Source organism: Priestia megaterium (genome assembly GCF_009497655.1).
Taxonomy (GTDB): domain Bacteria; phylum Bacillota; class Bacilli; order Bacillales; family Bacillaceae_H; genus Priestia; species Priestia zanthoxyli.
On record NZ_CP023317.1, the window covers coordinates 1164485 to 1183406 of the forward strand.

An 18922-nucleotide genomic window follows, 5' to 3' on the forward strand; every position below is an offset into this window, starting at 1 on the left:
ATAGCTCAGGTTATTTATTCTTGCTAAATTAATGTTGTGAAAAACATCACAAAATAAAATGCAAAGGCTGATCCAAATTAAAACGTAATTAGACCACTTATTTTTTTTGCTTGCTGTTAAAGCAATGGAATCGCATACATACCATAACTGTGTTAGATAACCTAACACATAAGTTGAACAATTCAGAAAATTCATATATCTTAAATATATCTTTAAAGATGCATAGAAAATATATCTTTGAAACAAGCAGGTATAGACGCCAGGGGAGGAATGGAAGATGCAAAAAAAGAAACTCGTATTGATTGGAAATGGAATGGCTGGAGTTCGAGCGATTGAAGAAGTATTGAAGGTTTCAAACGAAGCGTTTGAAATTACGATTTTCGGAAGCGAGCCGCATCCGAACTATAATCGTATTTTACTGTCAAAAGTGCTGCAAGGAGATACGAATGTTGAAGATATTACGCTAAACGATTGGAACTGGTATCAAGAAAACAATATTACATTATATACGGGCGAAACAGTTACTAGTATTGATTCAGTAAAAAAAGAAGTAGCGACGAACAGCGGCAGAGTAGAATCATATGATGAATTAATTTTAGCAACGGGCTCTCTTCCTTTTATTCTTCCGATTCCAGGGTCTGATAAAAAAGGAGTTACGGCTTTTCGAGATATAAAAGACACGGATGAAATGCTGCAGGCTTCTCAGCAGTATAAAAAAGCAGCGGTCATTGGAGGCGGACTGCTTGGATTAGAAGCGGCGCGCGGTCTGTTAAATCTAGGGATGGATGTATCTGTGATTCATTTAGCTCCGTATTTAATGGAACGTCAGCTCGATCCAACAGCGGGCAAATTGCTTCAAAACGAATTAGAAAAACAAGGCATGAAATTTTTGCTTGAAAAACAAACGGCGGAAATCGTCGGCGATGAGCGAGTTGAAGGATTATCTTTTAAAGACGGGACGTTTTTAGAAGCTGATTTGGTCGTGATGGCCGTTGGAATTAAGCCAAACGTTCAGCTTGCAAAAGAAGCGGGACTTAATGTAAACCGAGGAATTGTTGTGAATGACTATATGCAAACGGATATTCCAAACATCTACGCGGTTGGAGAATGTGCAGAGCATAGAGGAATGGTATACGGACTGGTGGCACCTTTGTATGAACAAGGAAAAGCATTAGCAAAAGCGATTTGCGGGGCAGAAAAAGTGCCTTATGAAGGGTCAGTTTTATCCACGCAGCTAAAAGTATCAGGTGTTGAAGTGTTTTCGGCAGGGGATTTCACGGAAGATGAAGAGAAAAAAGCGATCAAAGTGTTCGATGAACAAGACGGCATTTATAAAAAGCTTGTTTTGCGAGGCAATCAAATCGTAGGAGCCGTTCTTTTTGGAGACAGCAGCGACGGAAATCGACTGTTTTCAATGATTCAAAAGCAAGAAGATGTATCCGATGTAGCAAAAGTGTCAATTTTACAGCCTTCTGGCGGTAGCGCGGGTGAAAGCTTAGTAGCAAGCATGAGCGCCGATGATATTATTTGCGGCTGTAACGGCGTAACAAAAGGTACGATTGTGGAAGCTATCCAAAAACAAGGATGCTCATCGGTTGATGAAATCAAAGCTTGTACAAGTGCCTCTCGTTCTTGCGGAGGATGTAAACCGCTTGTAGCGGAAGTGCTTCAGGATACGCTTGGCGCTGACTTTGACGCTACGGCTCAAAAAGAAGCGATTTGCGGCTGTACGACTCTGTCACGAGATGAAGTTGTCGAAGAAATTAAAGCAAAAGGCCTTTCGCATACGCGTGAAGTTATGAATGTACTCGGCTGGAACAATGAAGAAGGCTGTTCGAAATGCCGCCCGGCGCTGAATTATTATTTAGGTATGGTGAATCCGACCGGATACGTTGATGAACGCGAATCACGATTTGTGAATGAACGCATGCACGCGAATATTCAAAAAGACGGCACGTACTCTGTTGTTCCTCGCATGTACGGAGGCGTCACCAACGCAGAAGATTTACGAAAAATTGCAGATGTTGTTGATAAATATGAAATTCCGCTCGTAAAAGTGACGGGTGGTCAGCGTCTTGATTTGTTTGGTGTCAAAAAAGAAGATTTGCCTAGCGTATGGGAAGAGTTAGATATGCCTTCTGGCTACGCGTACGGTAAGTCGCTGCGAACGGTGAAAACATGCGTCGGCGAACAGTTTTGCCGTTTTGGCACGCAGGATTCAATGGGCGTTGGAATTGCGCTTGAGAAAAAATTTGAAGGACTATGGACGCCTCATAAAGTGAAAATGGCTGTATCTGCTTGTCCAAGAAGCTGTGCTGAGTCAGGTATTAAAGATATTGGCTTTATTGGAATTGACGGCGGCTGGGAAATTTACGTGGGCGGAAATGGAGGTACACATCTTCGCGGCGGAGATCTGTTGTATAAAGTAAAAACAGACGAAGAATTGATGGACATTACAGGAGCTTATTTGCAGTATTACCGAGAAACGGCTAATTACTTAGAGCGTACGTCTGCATGGATTGAGCGCATGGGACTTTCGCACATTCAGTCAGTGCTTGATGACGCTGAGACGAGAAGAGAGCTGAATATGCGTATGGACGAAGCGTTATCTACGTACCGTGATCCTTGGAAAGAAATCGTCGAAAGCAAAAAGACGAAAAAAGAGCTGTTCGAAACAGTTGTCACATCATAAAGCTGGGGGGAAATAAAAATGGTGAATAAAAACATTACAAAAGTATGCGTAGGATCGATTCATGATTTTCCAGTAAGCCTGGGTAAAACAGTGAAAGCAAACGGAAAAGAAATTGCGGTGTTTAAGCTATCAAGCGGAAAAATCCGGGCAATTGAAAATCGCTGTCCGCATAAAGGCGGGGTGCTAAGTGAAGGAATCGTGAGCGGCGACTCGGTGTTTTGTCCGATGCACGACTGGAAAATTTGCTTGCATGACGGTAACGTACAAGAGCCTGATAGCGGATGTGTAGACACGTACGAAGCGTCTGTTGAAGGAGATTTGCTGTATCTTTTAATTGAAGAATAAGTACCGTGGCGCGTTGACTTTCAACGCGCCACAAAAATTCAAGGGGACACACTAAAAGGAGCGAAGCAAAAATGAGAACAGGAAAAGTGTACATTGTAGGAGCCGGACCAGGAGATCCAGATTTGCTAACGATAAAAGCAGCCAAATGTTTAGAAAAAGCAGACGTTATTTTATATGACCGATTAGTGAACCCTGTTCTTCTTCAGTATGCAAAAGAAGGAACGGAACTCGTCTACTGCGGGAAAAAGCCTGGTGATCACTGCGTTTCTCAAGAGGACATTCATGATTTACTTGTATTCTACGCAAGAAAAGGAAGCACCGTCGTGCGGTTAAAAGGCGGAGATCCGTTTATTTTCGGAAGAGGCGGGGAAGAAGCAGAAGTGCTCGTTCAGAATGGAATTCCATTTGAAGTCGTTCCGGGTATTACAGCAGGCATCGCGGCACCGGCCTATGCTGGAATTCCTGTGACCCATCGTGAGCTGAGCCGTTCGTTTGCCGTTGTGACGGGACACTGCTTGAGCGGCAAGCCGGAAAGTATTCGCTGGGAGCATTTAGCAAAAGGAGTTGATACGCTTGCGATTTATATGGGCGTTAAAAACTTGCCTTATATTTGCCGTCAGCTTTTAGAAGCGGGGAAAAGCGCAGATACGCCGGTTGCTCTTATTGAACAAGGCACGTCTGTTTATCAGCGCACGGTTACAGGCACTCTTGGTACAATCGTAGATACGGCTGCTGAACAGCAAGTGAGTAATCCCGCGATGATTGTGATTGGTGAAGTGGTGAAGCAAGCTTCTGCTCTTTCTTGGTTTTTGGAAAAAACAGAAGAAAAAGTATGCGTCTAGTATGAATAAAAGGAGGGAACGCTTTTGCTTAAGAATTCACTGCAGTCAATGAATGAGTTAGCCCGTGAAAAAACGAAGCTTGTGAATGATCATTTACCGAGTTATTTGCTGTTAGCTGTACTAGCGGGTGCTTACGTGGGACTTGGCGTTATATTAGCTCTATCGGTAGGAGCGCCTTTAGCTTCTGCTTCTTTACCGGTCGTTTCTCTTGTGATGGGGTTATCTTTTGCTGTTGCTCTCCTGCTTGTTGTATTTGCAGGAGCTGAATTGTTTACGGGGAATCATATGGTTTATACGGTCAGTACGCTATCAGGAGTCACCACATGGAAAGATACGTTCAAAAACTGGACGTGGTGTTTTATCGGAAATGCGATAGGAGCATTTGGGCTTTGTTTGTTAATTACGGGAACCGGTTTGTTTAAAGGAATTGAACTCAATCATTTACTCATGACGCTGGCAGCTAAAAAAATGAATTTGCCGGTCAGTGAATTGTTTTTTCGCGGCATCCTTTGCAACTGGCTTGTTTGTCTGGCGATTTGGACGGCTTCGCGCACTAAAAGTGATGCGGCAAAGATCATGCTTATTTTCTGGATGCTATTTGCATTTGTTGCTTCAGGATACGAGCACAGCGTGGCAAATATGACGTTTCTTGGCCTGGCTTTACTGCTTCCGCATCCCAATACGATTTCGGCTGCTGGCCTATTTCATAATTTAATTCCTGTTACGCTCGGAAACATCGTAGGGGGAGGCCTGTTTGTAGGAAGCATTTACTGGTTTGTGAATGCTAGGCAGCTAAAAGAAGCTAAAAAACAGCCGGCTGCTCTCTCAGCTGATTTGGATTCTGCTAAACTGTCTAAATAGCAAAAACCGCTCTTTGTACCATATAGTCTGCTTTTAAAGCCATCATAACGGTATTTTAGAGCGGTTTTCTTCTATATAATATAAACTGCTTAAAGCGTATTCACATCTGTACGTATCGAACAAGCAGTATTGTTCTTCATTTTATAGAAACAGGAAGTCTGTGAGAATTGAATCCGGACAGATTCTGTTGAAATGAATGTGTGAGGTTGCAGATATCATCGAAGAGGCAGAGGGCATCTTAGAATTTTAATGTTGTTTGGCATTTTATGCTCTTTTTGAGCTTTTTTAAAGCAGTTGTACATTGCTTTGCTGCCTAAATGATTAGCGGAGTGAATCGTAATTCGATCGGCATATAAATGATGCTTTACCATAAAATGCACGAGCGTTAATCCATTCCGTGTCTTGCTGAGTAAATCGTGATCGAGTGACAAATGTTCAACCTCGAATGATCTTAGCAGATCAATACATTCGTCAATCGTTTCGGCTAAAACATGACCGTCAGGGCACTTGCGATAGTCGTCTAGAAAAACATTGATTTTCATGACTGATTCTCCCTTCCTTGCCTTGTATTTAGTGTAACATACATAATGTCATATACCTACCTAAGTCTATTCGACACGTTTTAAGCTATTCCTTCTTAAATAGGGGTAAAAACACGAATTTTTATCATTATTTGCATATTCACGGCGAATAAACAGGAAATAAGGAAAGAGATGTCGAACGAAAAGTGAATAGATAAACAGTTTAAACTGGAAATTAACTTTTTTTATTCTGTGATCTTTGTTTAACAAGGTCATTTAAATCCCAGATTTGACAAGGGATGGAAAAGGTTTAATGAATAAAAGATTGTGAGAAAAAAACGATAATTTGCGATTTTTTTAAAATAAATTGGAAATTTCTCTTTACGAAAAAGATGTTTGGGACGTATAATTTGATTTAAGGATTTTTTGGAACATAGTATGACAATATGACAAAAAAGAAAAGTAAGGTGAATAGAATGGGTAAGTTATTTAGTATCGGTGAAGTATTAATTGATATGATTCCAGCTCAAAAGGGTCTTCAATTGAAAGAAGTGGAATCGTTTACGCGTGTGCCAGGCGGAGCGCCGGCAAACGTTGCAGCAGTTGTTGCTACATACGGTAATGAGTCAGCGCTTATTACAAAAGTTGGAGAAGATGCGTTTGGAGACTTTCTAGTAGATACGCTTCGTGAAGTAGGAGTAGGTACTGATATGGTCTATCGTACAGAAGAAGCAAACACAGCTTTAGCTTTCGTTTCCCTGCGTGAAGACGGAGAAAGAGATTTCAGCTTCTATCGTAATCCTTCAGCAGATTTATTGTTAACGGAAGACGAAATTAACCCTGATTGGTTTGCAAGCAACGATCTTCTTCATTTCTGTTCGGTTGATTTAGTTGAAAGTCCTATGAAATACGCTCATATGAAAGCGATTAAAAGCATGAAAGAAAAAGGCGGAGTTATCAGCTTTGATCCAAATGTACGTCTTCCACTGTGGAAAGACCATGAGCTATGCCGTCAAACGATTTTAGAATTTATTCCTCAAGCGCACATTGTCAAAATTTCAGACGACGAGCTAGCGTTTATCACAGGCATTGAAGATGAACAGCAAGCGATTCAGTCTCTATTTACAGGTGACGTTCAAGTAGTTGTGTTCACAAAAGGTGCAGAAGGCGCAACGCTTTATACAAAAGAAGCTGTCTATGAATCAAACGGTTACAAAGTAGCGGTTGTTGATACAACAGGTGCAGGAGATGCGTTTATTGGCGGATTCCTTTATCAGCTATTAAGCCGCGACGTGTCACAAGAAAACTTAACGGCTATTCTTGATTCTGACCACGATGCTATTTTGCGCTTTGCAAATGCAAGCGGTGCCTTAACGACAACTGGAAAAGGTGCGATCAGTTCCATTCCAGCCAAAGAAGTAGTCGAGCAATTTTGTAAGCCTGTAGCTAACTAAAATGAAAAGGCTTTATCTCTTCTTATTTTCAATCAGCAGAGGCGTCCGTTTCTGCTGATTGCAGATCACATAAGAGGAAAAAGCGAGCTGCGGAGCAAGAAGAAAAAAATTTTTTCTGTTTTTAAAAAATAATCAAAAAAATTTCTAGCTAAATAATAAATGTTCGTGTTAGTATAATACGAGCAGCAGGAAATAGCGGTTTTACCACCAATTATGAAAACGTTATATATTTATCGATGTAGAAAATTTAATAGGATTAAAGAGCGATCCTATTAAATTTTCTAGACCTAAGCGTCTGTTGCCCCCCTTGCGGGGTAGGCATCAGACGCTTAGGTGAACCTTTGGGGGAATATTCGAGGGGGAACAAGCGTGTAGCCCTTGGTAAAAGAAAAGCAGCAGGTCGTTACATACGATGTACATAGATTAGAAATAGGAAAGTAGGTTAAGAGAAAGATGGATATTTTGCTAGGTGTTCTTCCTTCCGTTGCGTGGGGAAGCATGATTTTAGTTAGTATGAAGATGGGCGGTGGACCTTACAGTCAAACGCTTGGAACAATTATTGGAGCTTTGATTCTTTCATTTGTTCAGTTTATGATTGTGCAGCCGGTGTTAACGCCAACGCTCGTTATTGTCGGAATTGTTTCAGGTTTGTTCTGGTCAGTAGGTCAAAGCAATCAGTTTAAAAGTGTTCCATACCTTGGGGTTTCAAAGTCAATGCCGATTTCAACGGGTATGCAATTAGTATCAACAGCTCTTTTTGGTGTTATTGTATTTAAAGAATGGTCAACGCTTCAAACGATTGTGCTTGGATCTATTGCGATTCTTTTAATACTAGCAGGCGTTGTGCTTTCTTCATTAGACGGTAAAAAAGAAGGAGCACAAGGGACTCCAGGACAAACGAAAAAAGGAGTCATTACTCTTATCATTTCAAGTCTTGGATTCTTAGTTTACGTCGTTATCGCACGTATTTTCAACGTAGACGCATGGGCAGCACTATTCCCGCAAGCAATTGGTATGTTAATTGGCGGTTTAATCATTACATACAAACATAAGCCATTTAACAAATATACGATTCGTAATATCTTACCAGGTCTAATCTGGGCATCTGGAAATATGTTCTTATTCTTATCTCAATCAAGACTAGGCGTAGCAACAAGCTTTTCATTATCGCAAATGGGTATTGTTATTTCTATCTTTGGCGGTATTGTATTCTTGGGAGAAAAGAAAACAAAGCGTCAATTATTCTATGTATCTCTTGCGAGTGTACTGATTATTTCAGGCGGTATCTGCATAGGCCTCGCAAAAGCCCACGCTTAATATATCGATGTAGAAAAACCCCCATGGCTAGAGTGCAGCCATGGGGGTTTTTCTAGACCTAAGGTTTTGAGGCACCCCTTGCGGGGTAGCCTCAAAACCTTAGTTAAAGTCAAATTCAAAGTCAAATCCATAGTGCTCTTGGAGATTTCCAAGCTGTACGTTTGTGTGAGTGTTTCTCGTTCTTAAGTCTGATTGTTTTTCATTCTTTGTTAGGAAGCTGTTTGGTGTGAAATGGCTTATAGTAGTAGGAAAGGATGGAGGAGAGGCTATGATTAAGAGTATTTATGAGACGCATGTGAAGGTTCGGAATTTGGAGGATTCGATTGAGTTTTATAGACGTCTTGGGCTGACGTTTGTTCATAAAATTGAAGAGCGGCGCTGTGCTTTTTTCTTTGTTGGTGAACAAAAGCAGATGCTCGGGCTTTGGGAAACCGATGAAAAAGAGTTGAAAAGAAGTCATTTTGCTTTTGGAATTGAAGCAGCAGATATTCATGAAGCGTTAACGTGGCTGCGTTCAAAAGGCATTGAGCCGGAAGAAACGTCGTTTGGAAAGCCTCAAACAGAGCCAATTGTTCATACGTGGATGCCGGCAGCTTGCGTGTATTTTAATGACCCTGACGGTAACAGCTTGGAGTTAATTACGCTTTTGAATGATGAGCCTGTCGTATCTAAGGATTTTCCGTATTTAAGTGAATGGAACATGAAACAGCAGTGAAAACTGCTGTTTTTTTGTGTATCATAAACGTAAGATTGACATAATAATAAACATATAATATATTTGTTTATAAATTAATAAACAAAATAGAAAGGTGTCTATTTAAATGGTAAACGACTTGTTTTGGGAATCATCTTTTGAAGATATGAAGAAAGGGTACGGGGAAAGCGAAGATCACTACCACTGCTTACTGTGCGGTGAAAGTATTGAAAAAGGCATTATTTATCCGGTGGAAGGTGTTTTTTATGAAGCAAAACGCTATATGAAGCTTCATATTGAACAGCAGCACAGATCTGTATTTCATCATTTAATAGGGCTAGATAAAGAGGTAACCGGTCTTTCTGATCATCAAAAAAATTTAGTGAAGTTTTTTAAAGAAGGAAAAAGCGATAGTGATATTCAAAAAGAAATGGGAATCGGCAGTTCATCCACCATTCGGAATCACCGCTTTACGTTAAAGAAAAAAGAGCGTCAGGCAAAAGTGTTTTTAACGCTGATGGAACTGTTAAATGAAGGGGAAGAAGAGAAGGCGGTACCCGTAACAAATACGGCGCCTAAAAGAAGTCAGCGCTACAGCGTTAGTGATGAAGAACGTGAAAAAATTTTAGCGAAGAATTTTCCGCAAGGTTTAAACGGACCGCTTCGCACTTTTCATTTGCAAGAAAAACACCGTCTTGTTGTTCTTGAAGAATTAAGCGGGCATTTTGAGTTTGGCGCAACGTATACCGAAAAAGAAGTAAATGATAGGTTAACACCTTTTTATGACGATTATGCGGTGCTGCGACGCTATTTAATTGAGTACGGGTTCTTAGAGCGCAGCGCAGACGGAAGCAGCTACTGGAGAAAAGGAGAGACAGAGATGAGTACTGATTCGAAAGACTACAAAAAACAAATGAAGCAGCTAGCGAAAGAAGTAAAAACAGAAGGCGGCGTGTATCAAATTAAAAACCTTCACAACGATAAGATTTATATTGGCTCTACGCCTAACATCAAAACGTTAAACGGCGTAAAGTTCACGTTAAAGACGAACACTCATCAAAATAAAGAGCTTCAAGATGAGTGGAATACGTATGGTGCGGATGCTTTTTCAATTGAGATGCTGGAAACGATTAAAAGAGAAGAAGAAAAAGCACTTTCAAAAAAGGATTTGCTAAAACTAGAAGCGAAATGGTTAGAGAAGCTGCAGCCTTACGGCGAAAAAGGCTATCATTCGCCGAAAGCTGATACAAAGGAGAAATAGGTGTGAAGAATCAAGATGTGAAAAGTGAAGTAGTGGAATCAGAAAAATCCGTCAGTAAGCTGATGCTTGTGTTTTTGATTCCGCTCATGTTAAGTAACGCCATGCAGTCCGTTGGGCAGCTGGCAGGAAGTATTATTGTCGGAAGAGCGCTTGGAGTTGATGCGTTAGCCGCTATTTCCGCTTTTTTTCCTCTGTTTTTTCTGCTCGTGTCGTTTTCGATTGGAATTGGGTCAGGAAGTTCCATTTTAATCGGGCAAGCGTACGGGGCACAAAATGAAAAACGAGTGAAAGAAATTATCGGTACCACGCTCACGTTTACCTTTTTAGTCGGAATTGTGCTTGCTGTTTTGGGAAGCATATTTGCTCCGGAGATTCTTCGGATTATGGGAACGCCGGCTAATATTATTGACGTAACGGTTCACTATGCGCGCATTTTGTTTGTGGCAATTCCTGTTTTGTTTTTATACTTTGTTTATACGACGTTTATGCGCGGAACCGGAGACTCTAAAACGCCTTTTTACTTTTTAGTTGTGAGTACGGTCTTAAACCTCATTTTTCTTCCGATTTTAATTTTTGGATGGATCGGAGTGCCAAAGCTTGGCGTGTACGGCGCTGCATACGCAACGGTGTTTTCAACCGTATTAACGTTCATTATTATGATCATTTATTTACGCAAGAAAAATCATCCGTTAAAGTTTGACGCCTCTATTTCATTAAAAATGGACGGAACGCTGTTAAAGCTGCTTATGCGTTTAGGGATTCCCGCGAGTATCAATATGATTTTAGTTTCTCTTTCTGAAATTGCGGTTATTACGTTTGTAAACGGATTTGGCTCAGACGCTACAGCGGCGTACGGAGCGGTGAACCAAGTAGCAAGCTATGTACAAATGCCGGCAATCAGCTTAGGAATTGCGGTTTCTATTTTTGCGGCGCAGTCGATTGGCGCCAATAAATTTGAGCGTTTAAAAGAAGTGATTCGCTCTGGAATTATGCTGAATTACGTTATTGGCAGCGTGTTGATTTTACTTATTTATCTCTTTTCCAATCAAATATTAGCACTGTTTTTAACAAATCAGCACACGCTCCATATTGCCGAAGAGCTGTTAGTGATAACGCTTTGGAGCTATTTGATTTTCGGCCATGCGCAAATTATTACCGCTACGATGCGAGCAAGCGGTACGGTGCTGTGGCCTACGGTATTTAGCATTATGGCGATTTGGTGTGTGGAAGTACCCGTAGCCTACGTGTTATCGCAGTTTACGTCTCTTGAAATCAAAGGGATTTGGATCGGATATCCAGCGGCGTTTGTTGTCAGCTTAATCCTGCAGTACAGCTATTATCAATTTGTATGGAAGAAAAAGAAAATTGAACGTCTTGTCGGATAAAAAACGAGCGGAAACGCTCGTTTTTTATTTTTTCTAATTAAAACACCCTTAGCAAAGAGTTTTAATAGGATAGTGCATATAACTTTTTAATGAAAAGAGGGTATGAGACTATGAGTAAATCTGGATTTGTGCCGGATAATTCAAATATTAAAAAAAGCTCAGGAACGCCTAATCTGTCAGTGAACTATAAGCAAAACGTCCTGTTCAAACGAAATGATCAAAATATAGCGTATCAACTAACCTCAACTCAGCTGCCGCCAATGCTCGGAGGTGCTTTTGTTGATTTATATATGACGAAAGGGCATATGAGAGAACCGCACTGGCATCCAAATGCTTGGGAATTAGATGTCGTCGTTTCAGGTGAAGTGCAGGTGTCTGTCTTGGACCCTGATACAAGCAGCATGCACAATTACCGAATAAAAGAAGGCGAAGTTGTTTTTATACCGATGGGCTGGTGGCATTGGATTGAACCTCTATCGGAAGAAGCGCATCTGCATCTCTTTTTTAACAATGATCAATTTGAGTCTACAGAAGGATCCGACGTGCTGCGCTTAACGCCTCCTATTGTGTTTCAAAAAGCATACGGAGTAAGCGCAAACGAAGTAGCAGAAGCCGTCGCTCCGATTACCGATACGGTTGTGATTGGACCGCCTAATAATCATTCTTTTTATCAAAAGAGCTATCTCAAAGATGAACGGGATGAAAGAATTGTGGTTAAAATAAATGAAAAAGTGGTGCCTGCTGAAGATAAGTAGCAAAAAAAGAGGCTGGGATAAAAGTCTTTTAGGCGAAGTGAAAAACGAACCATGAATCTTTAATTCACGGTTCGTTTTCCTGTTATAGTGAACGTAGATTTCATTTGTTTCATTCCTTCTAGCAGTTGATTGGAGGGCAAGGCGAAGACTCCTGCGGGAAAAGCGGAACAGATGAGACCCCGCAGGAGCGCAAGCGACGAGGAGGCTCAGCGGCCGCCCGCGGAAAGCGAAGTCTTGCACGGAAATCAACTGCGGTGTCACAAGCAGTTCAGCTTATGTATCTCCTTTGGTCGTCTTTAGATTGGTTTCATTTTGTTATGTCCCAGCCTCTTTTTCGTGAAGCGTTTTTATAAAAACAGCTCGTTGCGTTCTAAGTGCTTATACAGCCGCGTTGTGACTTGTTTTTGATTCCATTCGTTTTGCGGAAACTGCTGCTTGTCTACGTGAGCAACGGCCAGCTTGTAGGTTTTTTGAATCCGTTTGATATCATTAAAGGTTGCGTTGGTTTCAATGTGATCAGCGAGCGTAAATACAAGAGAATGCAGCTTTGTAACATTGGGAATCGTAGCTCCTTGGCTGAAAATGGCTTTCGCGACGGACAGCTGTCTTTCATGCGCCGTAAAGACGTCTTGTTCATTCCGCTCCTTTAAATAAACAAGTGCTTCTTTTCCGTTAAGGCGAATCGCTCCTTTTGGAAAAACAATGTTGCTGTGTTCAAAAGCACGTTTGTTTGTGACGATAATGCCGCCTAATTTATCTACAGCATCGACGACTGACTGCTGATCCATTTTGACATAATAATCAACAGGAAGCTTTGCATATGCTTCGACTTTTTTTACAACAGCATTCATATTTCCTTGATGATAAATGGTTCGCAGTGTTTCATTGCCGAGCTGAGTTGACCCTGGCAAGTGGGTCATTTTTATTGATTCATGCTGCTTATTAACAGTCATATACACAAATGACGTATTTTGATGGTTTTCTTGAATTAAAAGCAGGGAAAACGGTTGTCCTTTTTTTAAATTGACGTGTGTTTTGTTACCATGCTCAAGCGGTACATACGTTTGATCAACGGCAGCTTTCACCGTATGATAGCCTGCAAACGTGATGCTGACAAAACTGACGAGTAAAAATAGTACGAGACCGCCAATCCACTCTTTTTTTGCTTTGCTGCTCATCGTCTCACCTTTTTCTATCGAATTCGTTCGTAGTATTGCCATCTTAAAAGGGGAGTAAAACAAATGAGCGCTATTTTTATTGGATATCTTGCTTTTTCTTGGCGTAGGTTTTGAGCTCTGTAATTAAAATTGCTTGTTCTTCCACATTGTTAAACGCTTCAATGCCATAAAGGTATTCGGTGTGCCGTTTTTCTTTCCACACGCAAAGTCCGGTAATATGGATCGGTTTTTCATTTAAATAAAAGCTGATTTTTAGCTGAATTTGATGATTGAAAATAGGTAAATCAAGCGGCGTAATTATTTTGATTCCTTTTGGTGAAAGGTCGATAACAGACAAAGGACCTGGCTTAGAATCGATTTCTTTGTTGTCGTATTTAGCAATGGAAAACGTTCCAACAATGGGAGTCTCAAATAAAAAGCGAAACGGTTCTTCACGTTTAAAATGCATGTATCATCAGTCCTTTTCGTAATCTAAGTTTGTTAAGTAAGTATTCGATGAAAGTCTAAAAATTCCTACACGTTTTTCCCCATCCCCCATATAATGTTTATCGATGTAGAATATCTACCATGGCCACAGACCGGCCATGGTAGATATTCTAGACCTAATCGTAGGTCACCCCCCTTGCGGGGTTGGTGGCCTACGATTAGGTGGACCTTTGTGGGAGTATTCGAGAGGTCTGAGGTAGTGGTTACTGTTTGTAAGTACTATTGTATTATTAAATAGTGGATACACTAGTAGGGCTTTTATAAAATAAGGGCATAATAACTTGCTTTTATAGTATCGGAAGTTTTGTTTGAAACTTTAAATAGAGAGGAAAAGGTTTTGAAAAAAGCGCTACGCTAGAGTTGGATTGTATGTTAAAATTAAACTTTGTGAAGTAGCTGTATTACAAGTCAGCGTTCCTTCAACTAATTAGGAGGTGAGATGAATGGGCACTGATGACCCCATTTCGATGAAGGTTACTGCAAAACAAGATAGGGGCAACAAAGGTGTATATGTTCCTCTCATTTCAACAAAGGAAAATACTCCTTAATGCCTCAATGATGTGAGGTGAAAAATCAATGATTAAAACATACTTATATGATGATGAAACAAAAGAAATGGTAACGAATCTTGATTTAGGAGACGTGCATGAAAAATTGCGCAATCCTGATAATTTGCTGTGGATTGATTTGTATGATGTCCACGGACAAGAGCTTGCTCAAATTGCTAAATTATTCGATTTTCACCCATTGGCGATTGAAGACTGCTTACACGACAGTCCTCGCGCTAAAATGGATGATTACGAAGATTATAAATTTTTCGTTTTTCACGCGCTTCGCTATAACGAAGAAAGTGATGACGAGATTACGACGCTTGAGTTAAATGCCTTTGTCGGATCAAATTACGTAGTGACGATTCATAAACATAAAATGGGCTGGCTTCGCAAAATGGATGCCGTGTGCTCACGCTATCCGAAGTTTATGAACCGCGGCGCCGACTTTTTACTATATGCTTTGATTGATGGCATCACGGACGAATACTTTCCGATTTTAGACCGAATTGACATGCGTATTGATGAATTAGAAGATGAGATCTACAACAAAGAAGTCCGCGGAGTGACGGAAGAGTTCTTAGCCTTAAAAAGAACCATTATCTTAATCCGTCGCGTTATTCTGCCTCAGCGCCGAATTTTCTTAACGGTTAATGGAAAGTGGAAATTCGACATACGAGAAGAAAATGTTCCTTTCTACATTGACTTGCTTGACCACTTGGAGCGTATTGTAGACTCTGCTGAAACATTTAGAGACCTCGTAAACAGTGCGCTTGATACGTATTATTCTATTACCAATGCAACTTCATCTGAAAAGCTGAATGTCTTAACGCTAATTTCAACGATTATGCTTCCGCTAACGTTCGTAACCGGATTTTTTGGAATGAACGTACCGATTCCATATCAAAATTCCCACTGGGCTACTGCTGTTATTATCGTTATGTTAATTGTGTTAACGTGGGGAATGTGGAAATACTTTAAAAACAAACAGCTGTTATAACAAAAAGGCACTTGGCTATAAGCCAAGCGCCTTTTTTCTTTATTTTGTCACCGTTTTTGTTGTTGCTTTACTCGTATTATTTGCTTTGTCTTTTGCTGTTACGCTTAAAACTGTTTTTTCTTTTTGCTTTTTAATTTTTACTGAGTATTGTCCTTTGCTGTTAGCAGCAGCAGAGCCGATGCTTTTTTTGTTTACTGTTACCGTTACGGTAGCATTTGCTTCTGCTTTACCTGTTACAGCCGTGCTTTTTGTTGTGACAGCATTTACGCTTGGTGCAGCAGGAGGAGTTTTATCGCTTACTTTTACAGTCGTAGCTTTACTTGTGTTGTTAGCTGCGTCTGCTGCTGTTACGCTGATTGCTGTACCCGCTTTTTGTTTTTTAATCGTTATGCTGTACTGACCTTTTGCGTTAGCTTTTGCTTTGCCGATTTCTTTGTTGTTCACTTTGGCTACAACAGATGCATTTGCTTCTGCTGTTCCTTTAATAGCTGTATCCGCGTCGCTGACTGGATTCACTTTAGGTGCATTTGGAGCAATAACGTCACGCACCGTTACTTTTACTTCTTCACTTTCTTGTTTTTGGCTGTTTGTAGCCGTGATATACAAGACTGTGTTTTCTTTTTGTTTTGGAATCTTCACTTTGAACGCGCCTTTTGCATCAGCTTTTGCCGAAGCAATCACTTTTTTAGCGCTGTTTTTAACATTTACCGTAAAATTCGCTTTAGATGTTCCTGTTACGTATTCATCTTTATTCGTCACGGATTTTACCGCTGGTTTGGCAGGTGCTTTTTGAACAACTGTACGAATGCTTGTGCTTGCTTTTCCGTTTGTGACAACCACTTGTAAAACGGTATCAGCTTTTTGAGCTGGAATGTTCACAGAGAACGTATTTTTTGCATCAGCTTTGGCAGTGCCAAGTGTTTTTGAGCCGTTCATTACTTTAACAGTTGAACCGCTTTGAGCTTTACCTGTAACAACTTTTTGCGTGCTGACAAATGTATTTACCTGCGCTTGCAGCTGCTGTGCACTTACCGCGCTGTACGCATTTAAACGTCCCCATCCTGATACGTAATCGTAGCCTGGAGCAGGAGGTTCTGCTGGACTTTCTTCATCATCGTATACAGGAGCATCTTTCTCGTCAAACTTAATATCTTTAGCTGTGTCCGTTAGGCGTTTTTCAACGTCTTTTGGCTTTAAGCCTGGGTTTTGGGACAGTAATAATCCCGCAACGGCTGCCACGTGAGGTGTTGCCATTGATGTTCCGCTTAAGTAAGTAACGTTTCCGTCTGGAACAAGACTTGGAATATCAGAGCCTGGAGCTGTAATATCTAATCCTTTTCCATAGTTTGAGTAGTCAGATACGATATCTAAACGGTTTGACGCGCCTACTGAAATCGCATAGGCAGATGAAGCAGGGTACGAGAGCTCTTCCATACCGTCGTTTCCGCTTGCTGCTACAACCGTTACGTTATGGTCGTATGCATATTTTAATGAATATTCAAGCACGCGGCTGTAAGATCCGCCAAGGCTTAAGTTAATAACTTTTGCACCGTGATCAACCGCGTATTTAATACCGTACGCAATTTGTTCTGTATCTCCGCTTCCAGATGCGTCTAGAATTTTAACCGGTAAAATTTTAGCGTGAGAATTAATGCCGGCCATTGAATAGTTATTATTTGCAGAGGCTGCGATAATACCAGCTACGTGAGTTCCGTGTCCGTTGTCGTCAGTTGCATTTGACGAACGATCCACGTAGTTATAGCCTGTCTTTGTATCCACTACGCCTTTTAAATCAGCTAGTGATGAATCGACGCCCGTATCGGCAACGGCAATAACCGTATCTTTTAATTTTTGACCGTTTAGTAATTTTTCAAGCGATTCATATTGAATATCGGCATGTTGAGTGCCATCATTTTTACCCGTGTTGTTTAATGACCATTGATACGGATATTGTGAATCCATCGAAAGAGCGTGGTACTCTTGAACCGGCTCGATAAATTCAGTTTCAGGAAGTGCTTGAATTTGTTTTGCCGTCATTTTACCTTGAGCAGATGACGTGCTGAAGCTTTTTCCATTGCTGTCATCTAATTGAATAACAAACATATTATCAAAAGAAGCGGCTGATTGTTTCAATGGATTAATAGATTCAATGCTTGCTGATTTTGACTGTGCTTTTGTTTTAAATGATTTAGCATTTGCACCATCTTTTAATTTAACAATATAGCGAGTTTCAGCTTTTGTTGAAACGCTGTTTGCGCTGACTAATTTAGCTCTTACTAATACAGACGATACGTTTAAGTCCGTTACGTCTTTTAATTTTGTCTGCGCTGCTACTTTTTCTAAATCTTTCTTTAAAGCAGTCGGAACAGATTTATAAGCGATGCTGTATAAATCATTGATTGCTTTTTGATCAGCACTTGTGATCATATATGTGCTTGATGCGCCGTTTTTCGCCACATCTGTAAATAGACCCTTTAGCTGAACTAAATCTTTGTATACTTGTTCGCGCATTGATTTATCGATAATCATTTTAGAGCTGATAAACGGAGCGGCTTTGTAGTAAAGAGAAGAAAGGTCTTTTCCGCTTGCTGTTTTTGAAAGCACAGCGTCACGAATTGTACGCAAATCTTTTAAAATACCTTTTCCGTTTTCTTTTTGGCTTGTACTTAATTCAGCCGGGCATTCTTCTTCCATCATTTGAGAAGGAGGAAGTGAAGCGCCTTCATAGCTGATTGTGTAAGGAACTTCTGTTTTTTCTTCCGGCTGTGGTTCTGGAGAAGTTGAACCATCTTCCGCATCTTCTTCAATCATGTCGTCTTCGCTTCCATAATACTCAACTTTCACATAATAAGGGCCAGTCCAGGCGATTGGAAAATCTAGCTGAGCAGGCTCGTCTTTGTAAGAGTATCCCATATAACGGTCAAATGCCACGTTGTTTTTGGCATTTTCAAGACTGGAGTAAACCGTAATGTTTACTTCATCATCACTTTGAAGCTTAATTCGGTAGTGTGAAAACTTTGCTACCTCTTGCTTAGAAGGATTAATTTTGTACCAATGCGTTTGTTCTGGTTCTGTAAATGTTCCTTTTGCTGCTTTACCAATGCTTAATGTTTTTTCATTAGCAGGAGGATTGCCTGCTGCTTGTGTTTTCAGTAAGCCTAATTGGCTAAAACACAAGGTGAACATTAAAGCAAAAGCAATAAAACGATAAATTGACCCTTTTTTCATGTTAAACCTCCAAAAAAATATAGTAAAAAACAGGAATTACATACCTATTAAACCATAAAGTTTAAAAATTTGTAAATAATTACTGTTGCTTATTTTAGTATTTTGTCAAGTTATTAATCTCGCATAAAAAATGGTGAGATAAGTCCTAGTTGCAAAAAGTAGAAAAAATTGGAATAATAAAGATTGAGCCTATTTGTAAGAGGCGAAAGTACGCTGAAAAGGGAAGAAAGGAATGAGAATTATTTTTAAAAGCAGAATCTGTTGGAGAAAATCTGATCGGTTTCTTTTTACCTGTGTTTATAAAGAAGAAATCGGGCTATATAAATAAAGATTGGAAAAATTTTCAGTCTAATTA

General features: G+C 40.3%; 16 protein-coding genes. 12 read left to right on the top strand and 4 right to left on the bottom strand.

Translation table 11 applies throughout. The features are described from left to right. Nucleotides 1-277: 277 nt before the first annotated feature. The 4 genes from nirB to CEQ83_RS05880 all read left to right on the top strand — a co-directional run bounded on the left by nirB (nt 278) and on the right by CEQ83_RS05880 (nt 4740). Nucleotides 278-2692, top strand: coding sequence for a nitrite reductase large subunit NirB (gene nirB, locus CEQ83_RS05865; protein ID WP_155017103.1), 2415 nt, complete (start codon nt 278-280; stop codon nt 2690-2692). 18 nt (nt 2693-2710) lie between these two features. Further along, nucleotides 2711-3037, top strand: coding sequence for a nitrite reductase small subunit NirD (nirD, locus tag CEQ83_RS05870; protein ID WP_047751458.1), 327 nt, complete (start codon nt 2711-2713; stop codon nt 3035-3037). 71 nt (nt 3038-3108) lie between these two features. Beyond that, nucleotides 3109-3879 carry a uroporphyrinogen-III C-methyltransferase gene (gene cobA / locus CEQ83_RS05875; protein ID WP_155017104.1) on the top strand — a complete coding sequence of 257 codons (771 nt, stop codon included), beginning with the start codon at nt 3109-3111 and terminating at the stop codon, nt 3877-3879. A 24-nt stretch (nt 3880-3903) separates the two neighbouring features. Further along, a complete protein-coding gene (locus CEQ83_RS05880; protein WP_155017105.1) occupies nt 3904-4740 on the top strand; it encodes a formate/nitrite transporter family protein in 837 nt (278 codons plus the stop codon). Nucleotides 4741-4955: 215 nt separating this feature from the next. Here CEQ83_RS05880 and CEQ83_RS05885 read toward each other — a convergent pair whose 3' ends face one another. Beyond that, the gene (locus CEQ83_RS05885; protein ID WP_155017106.1) at nt 4956-5282 is read right to left on the bottom strand and encodes a cyclic-phosphate processing receiver domain-containing protein; all 327 of its coding nucleotides are present in this window, start codon (nt 5280-5282) and stop codon (nt 4956-4958) included. A gap of 455 nt (nt 5283-5737) precedes the next feature. Here CEQ83_RS05885 and CEQ83_RS05890 point away from each other — a divergent pair, with 455 nt between their 5' ends. The 7 genes from CEQ83_RS05890 (at nt 5738) to CEQ83_RS05920 (ending at nt 12480) form a co-directional block, all read left to right on the top strand. Next, nucleotides 5738-6715 (top strand): carbohydrate kinase family protein, encoded by a 978-nt coding sequence (locus tag CEQ83_RS05890; RefSeq protein WP_014461164.1) that lies wholly within the window; start codon nt 5738-5740, stop codon nt 6713-6715. Nucleotides 6716-7168: 453 nt separating this feature from the next. After that, entirely contained in the window at nt 7169-8032 is an 864-nt protein-coding gene (locus tag CEQ83_RS05895) for a GRP family sugar transporter (RefSeq protein WP_014461163.1), read from the top strand. Between the two features lie 268 nt (nt 8033-8300). Then, nucleotides 8301-8747: a VOC family protein gene (locus tag CEQ83_RS05900; RefSeq protein WP_155017107.1), complete on the top strand. Its 447-nt coding sequence runs from the start codon at nt 8301-8303 to the stop codon at nt 8745-8747. Nucleotides 8748-8853: 106 nt separating this feature from the next. Then, nucleotides 8854-9987 carry a DUF2087 domain-containing protein gene (locus CEQ83_RS05905; protein WP_155017108.1) on the top strand — a complete coding sequence of 378 codons (1134 nt, stop codon included), beginning with the start codon at nt 8854-8856 and terminating at the stop codon, nt 9985-9987. Between the two features lie 62 nt (nt 9988-10049). Beyond that, entirely contained in the window at nt 10050-11372 is a 1323-nt protein-coding gene (locus CEQ83_RS05910) for an MATE family efflux transporter (protein ID WP_228123060.1), read from the top strand. 110 nt (nt 11373-11482) lie between these two features. Next, nucleotides 11483-12127, top strand: coding sequence for a cupin domain-containing protein (locus CEQ83_RS05915; protein ID WP_155017109.1), 645 nt, complete (start codon nt 11483-11485; stop codon nt 12125-12127). 125 nt (nt 12128-12252) lie between these two features. Beyond that, nucleotides 12253-12480 (top strand): hypothetical protein, encoded by a 228-nt coding sequence (locus tag CEQ83_RS05920; RefSeq protein ID WP_047751451.1) that lies wholly within the window; start codon nt 12253-12255, stop codon nt 12478-12480. On the opposite strand, the gene CEQ83_RS05925 is transcribed toward CEQ83_RS05920, so the two are convergent. Continuing rightward, nucleotides 12475-13305: an LCP family glycopolymer transferase gene (locus CEQ83_RS05925; RefSeq protein ID WP_155017110.1), complete on the bottom strand. Its 831-nt coding sequence runs from the start codon at nt 13303-13305 to the stop codon at nt 12475-12477. The genes CEQ83_RS05920 and CEQ83_RS05925 overlap by 6 nt on opposite strands. Nucleotides 13306-13381: 76 nt before the next feature. Beyond that, entirely contained in the window at nt 13382-13753 is a 372-nt protein-coding gene (locus CEQ83_RS05930) for a PilZ domain-containing protein (protein ID WP_098627393.1), read from the bottom strand. Nucleotides 13754-14367: 614 nt separating this feature from the next. On the opposite strand from CEQ83_RS05930, the gene corA reads away from it, so the two are divergent. Then, entirely contained in the window at nt 14368-15339 is a 972-nt protein-coding gene (corA, locus tag CEQ83_RS05935; RefSeq protein ID WP_013055874.1) for a magnesium/cobalt transporter CorA, read from the top strand. A 39-nt stretch (nt 15340-15378) separates the two neighbouring features. Here corA and CEQ83_RS05940 read toward each other — a convergent pair whose 3' ends face one another. Then, on the bottom strand, nt 15379-18567 hold the full coding sequence (locus CEQ83_RS05940) for a S8 family peptidase (RefSeq protein ID WP_155017111.1): 3189 nt from the start codon (nt 18565-18567) through the stop codon (nt 15379-15381). Nucleotides 18568-18922: the final 355 nt, after the last annotated feature.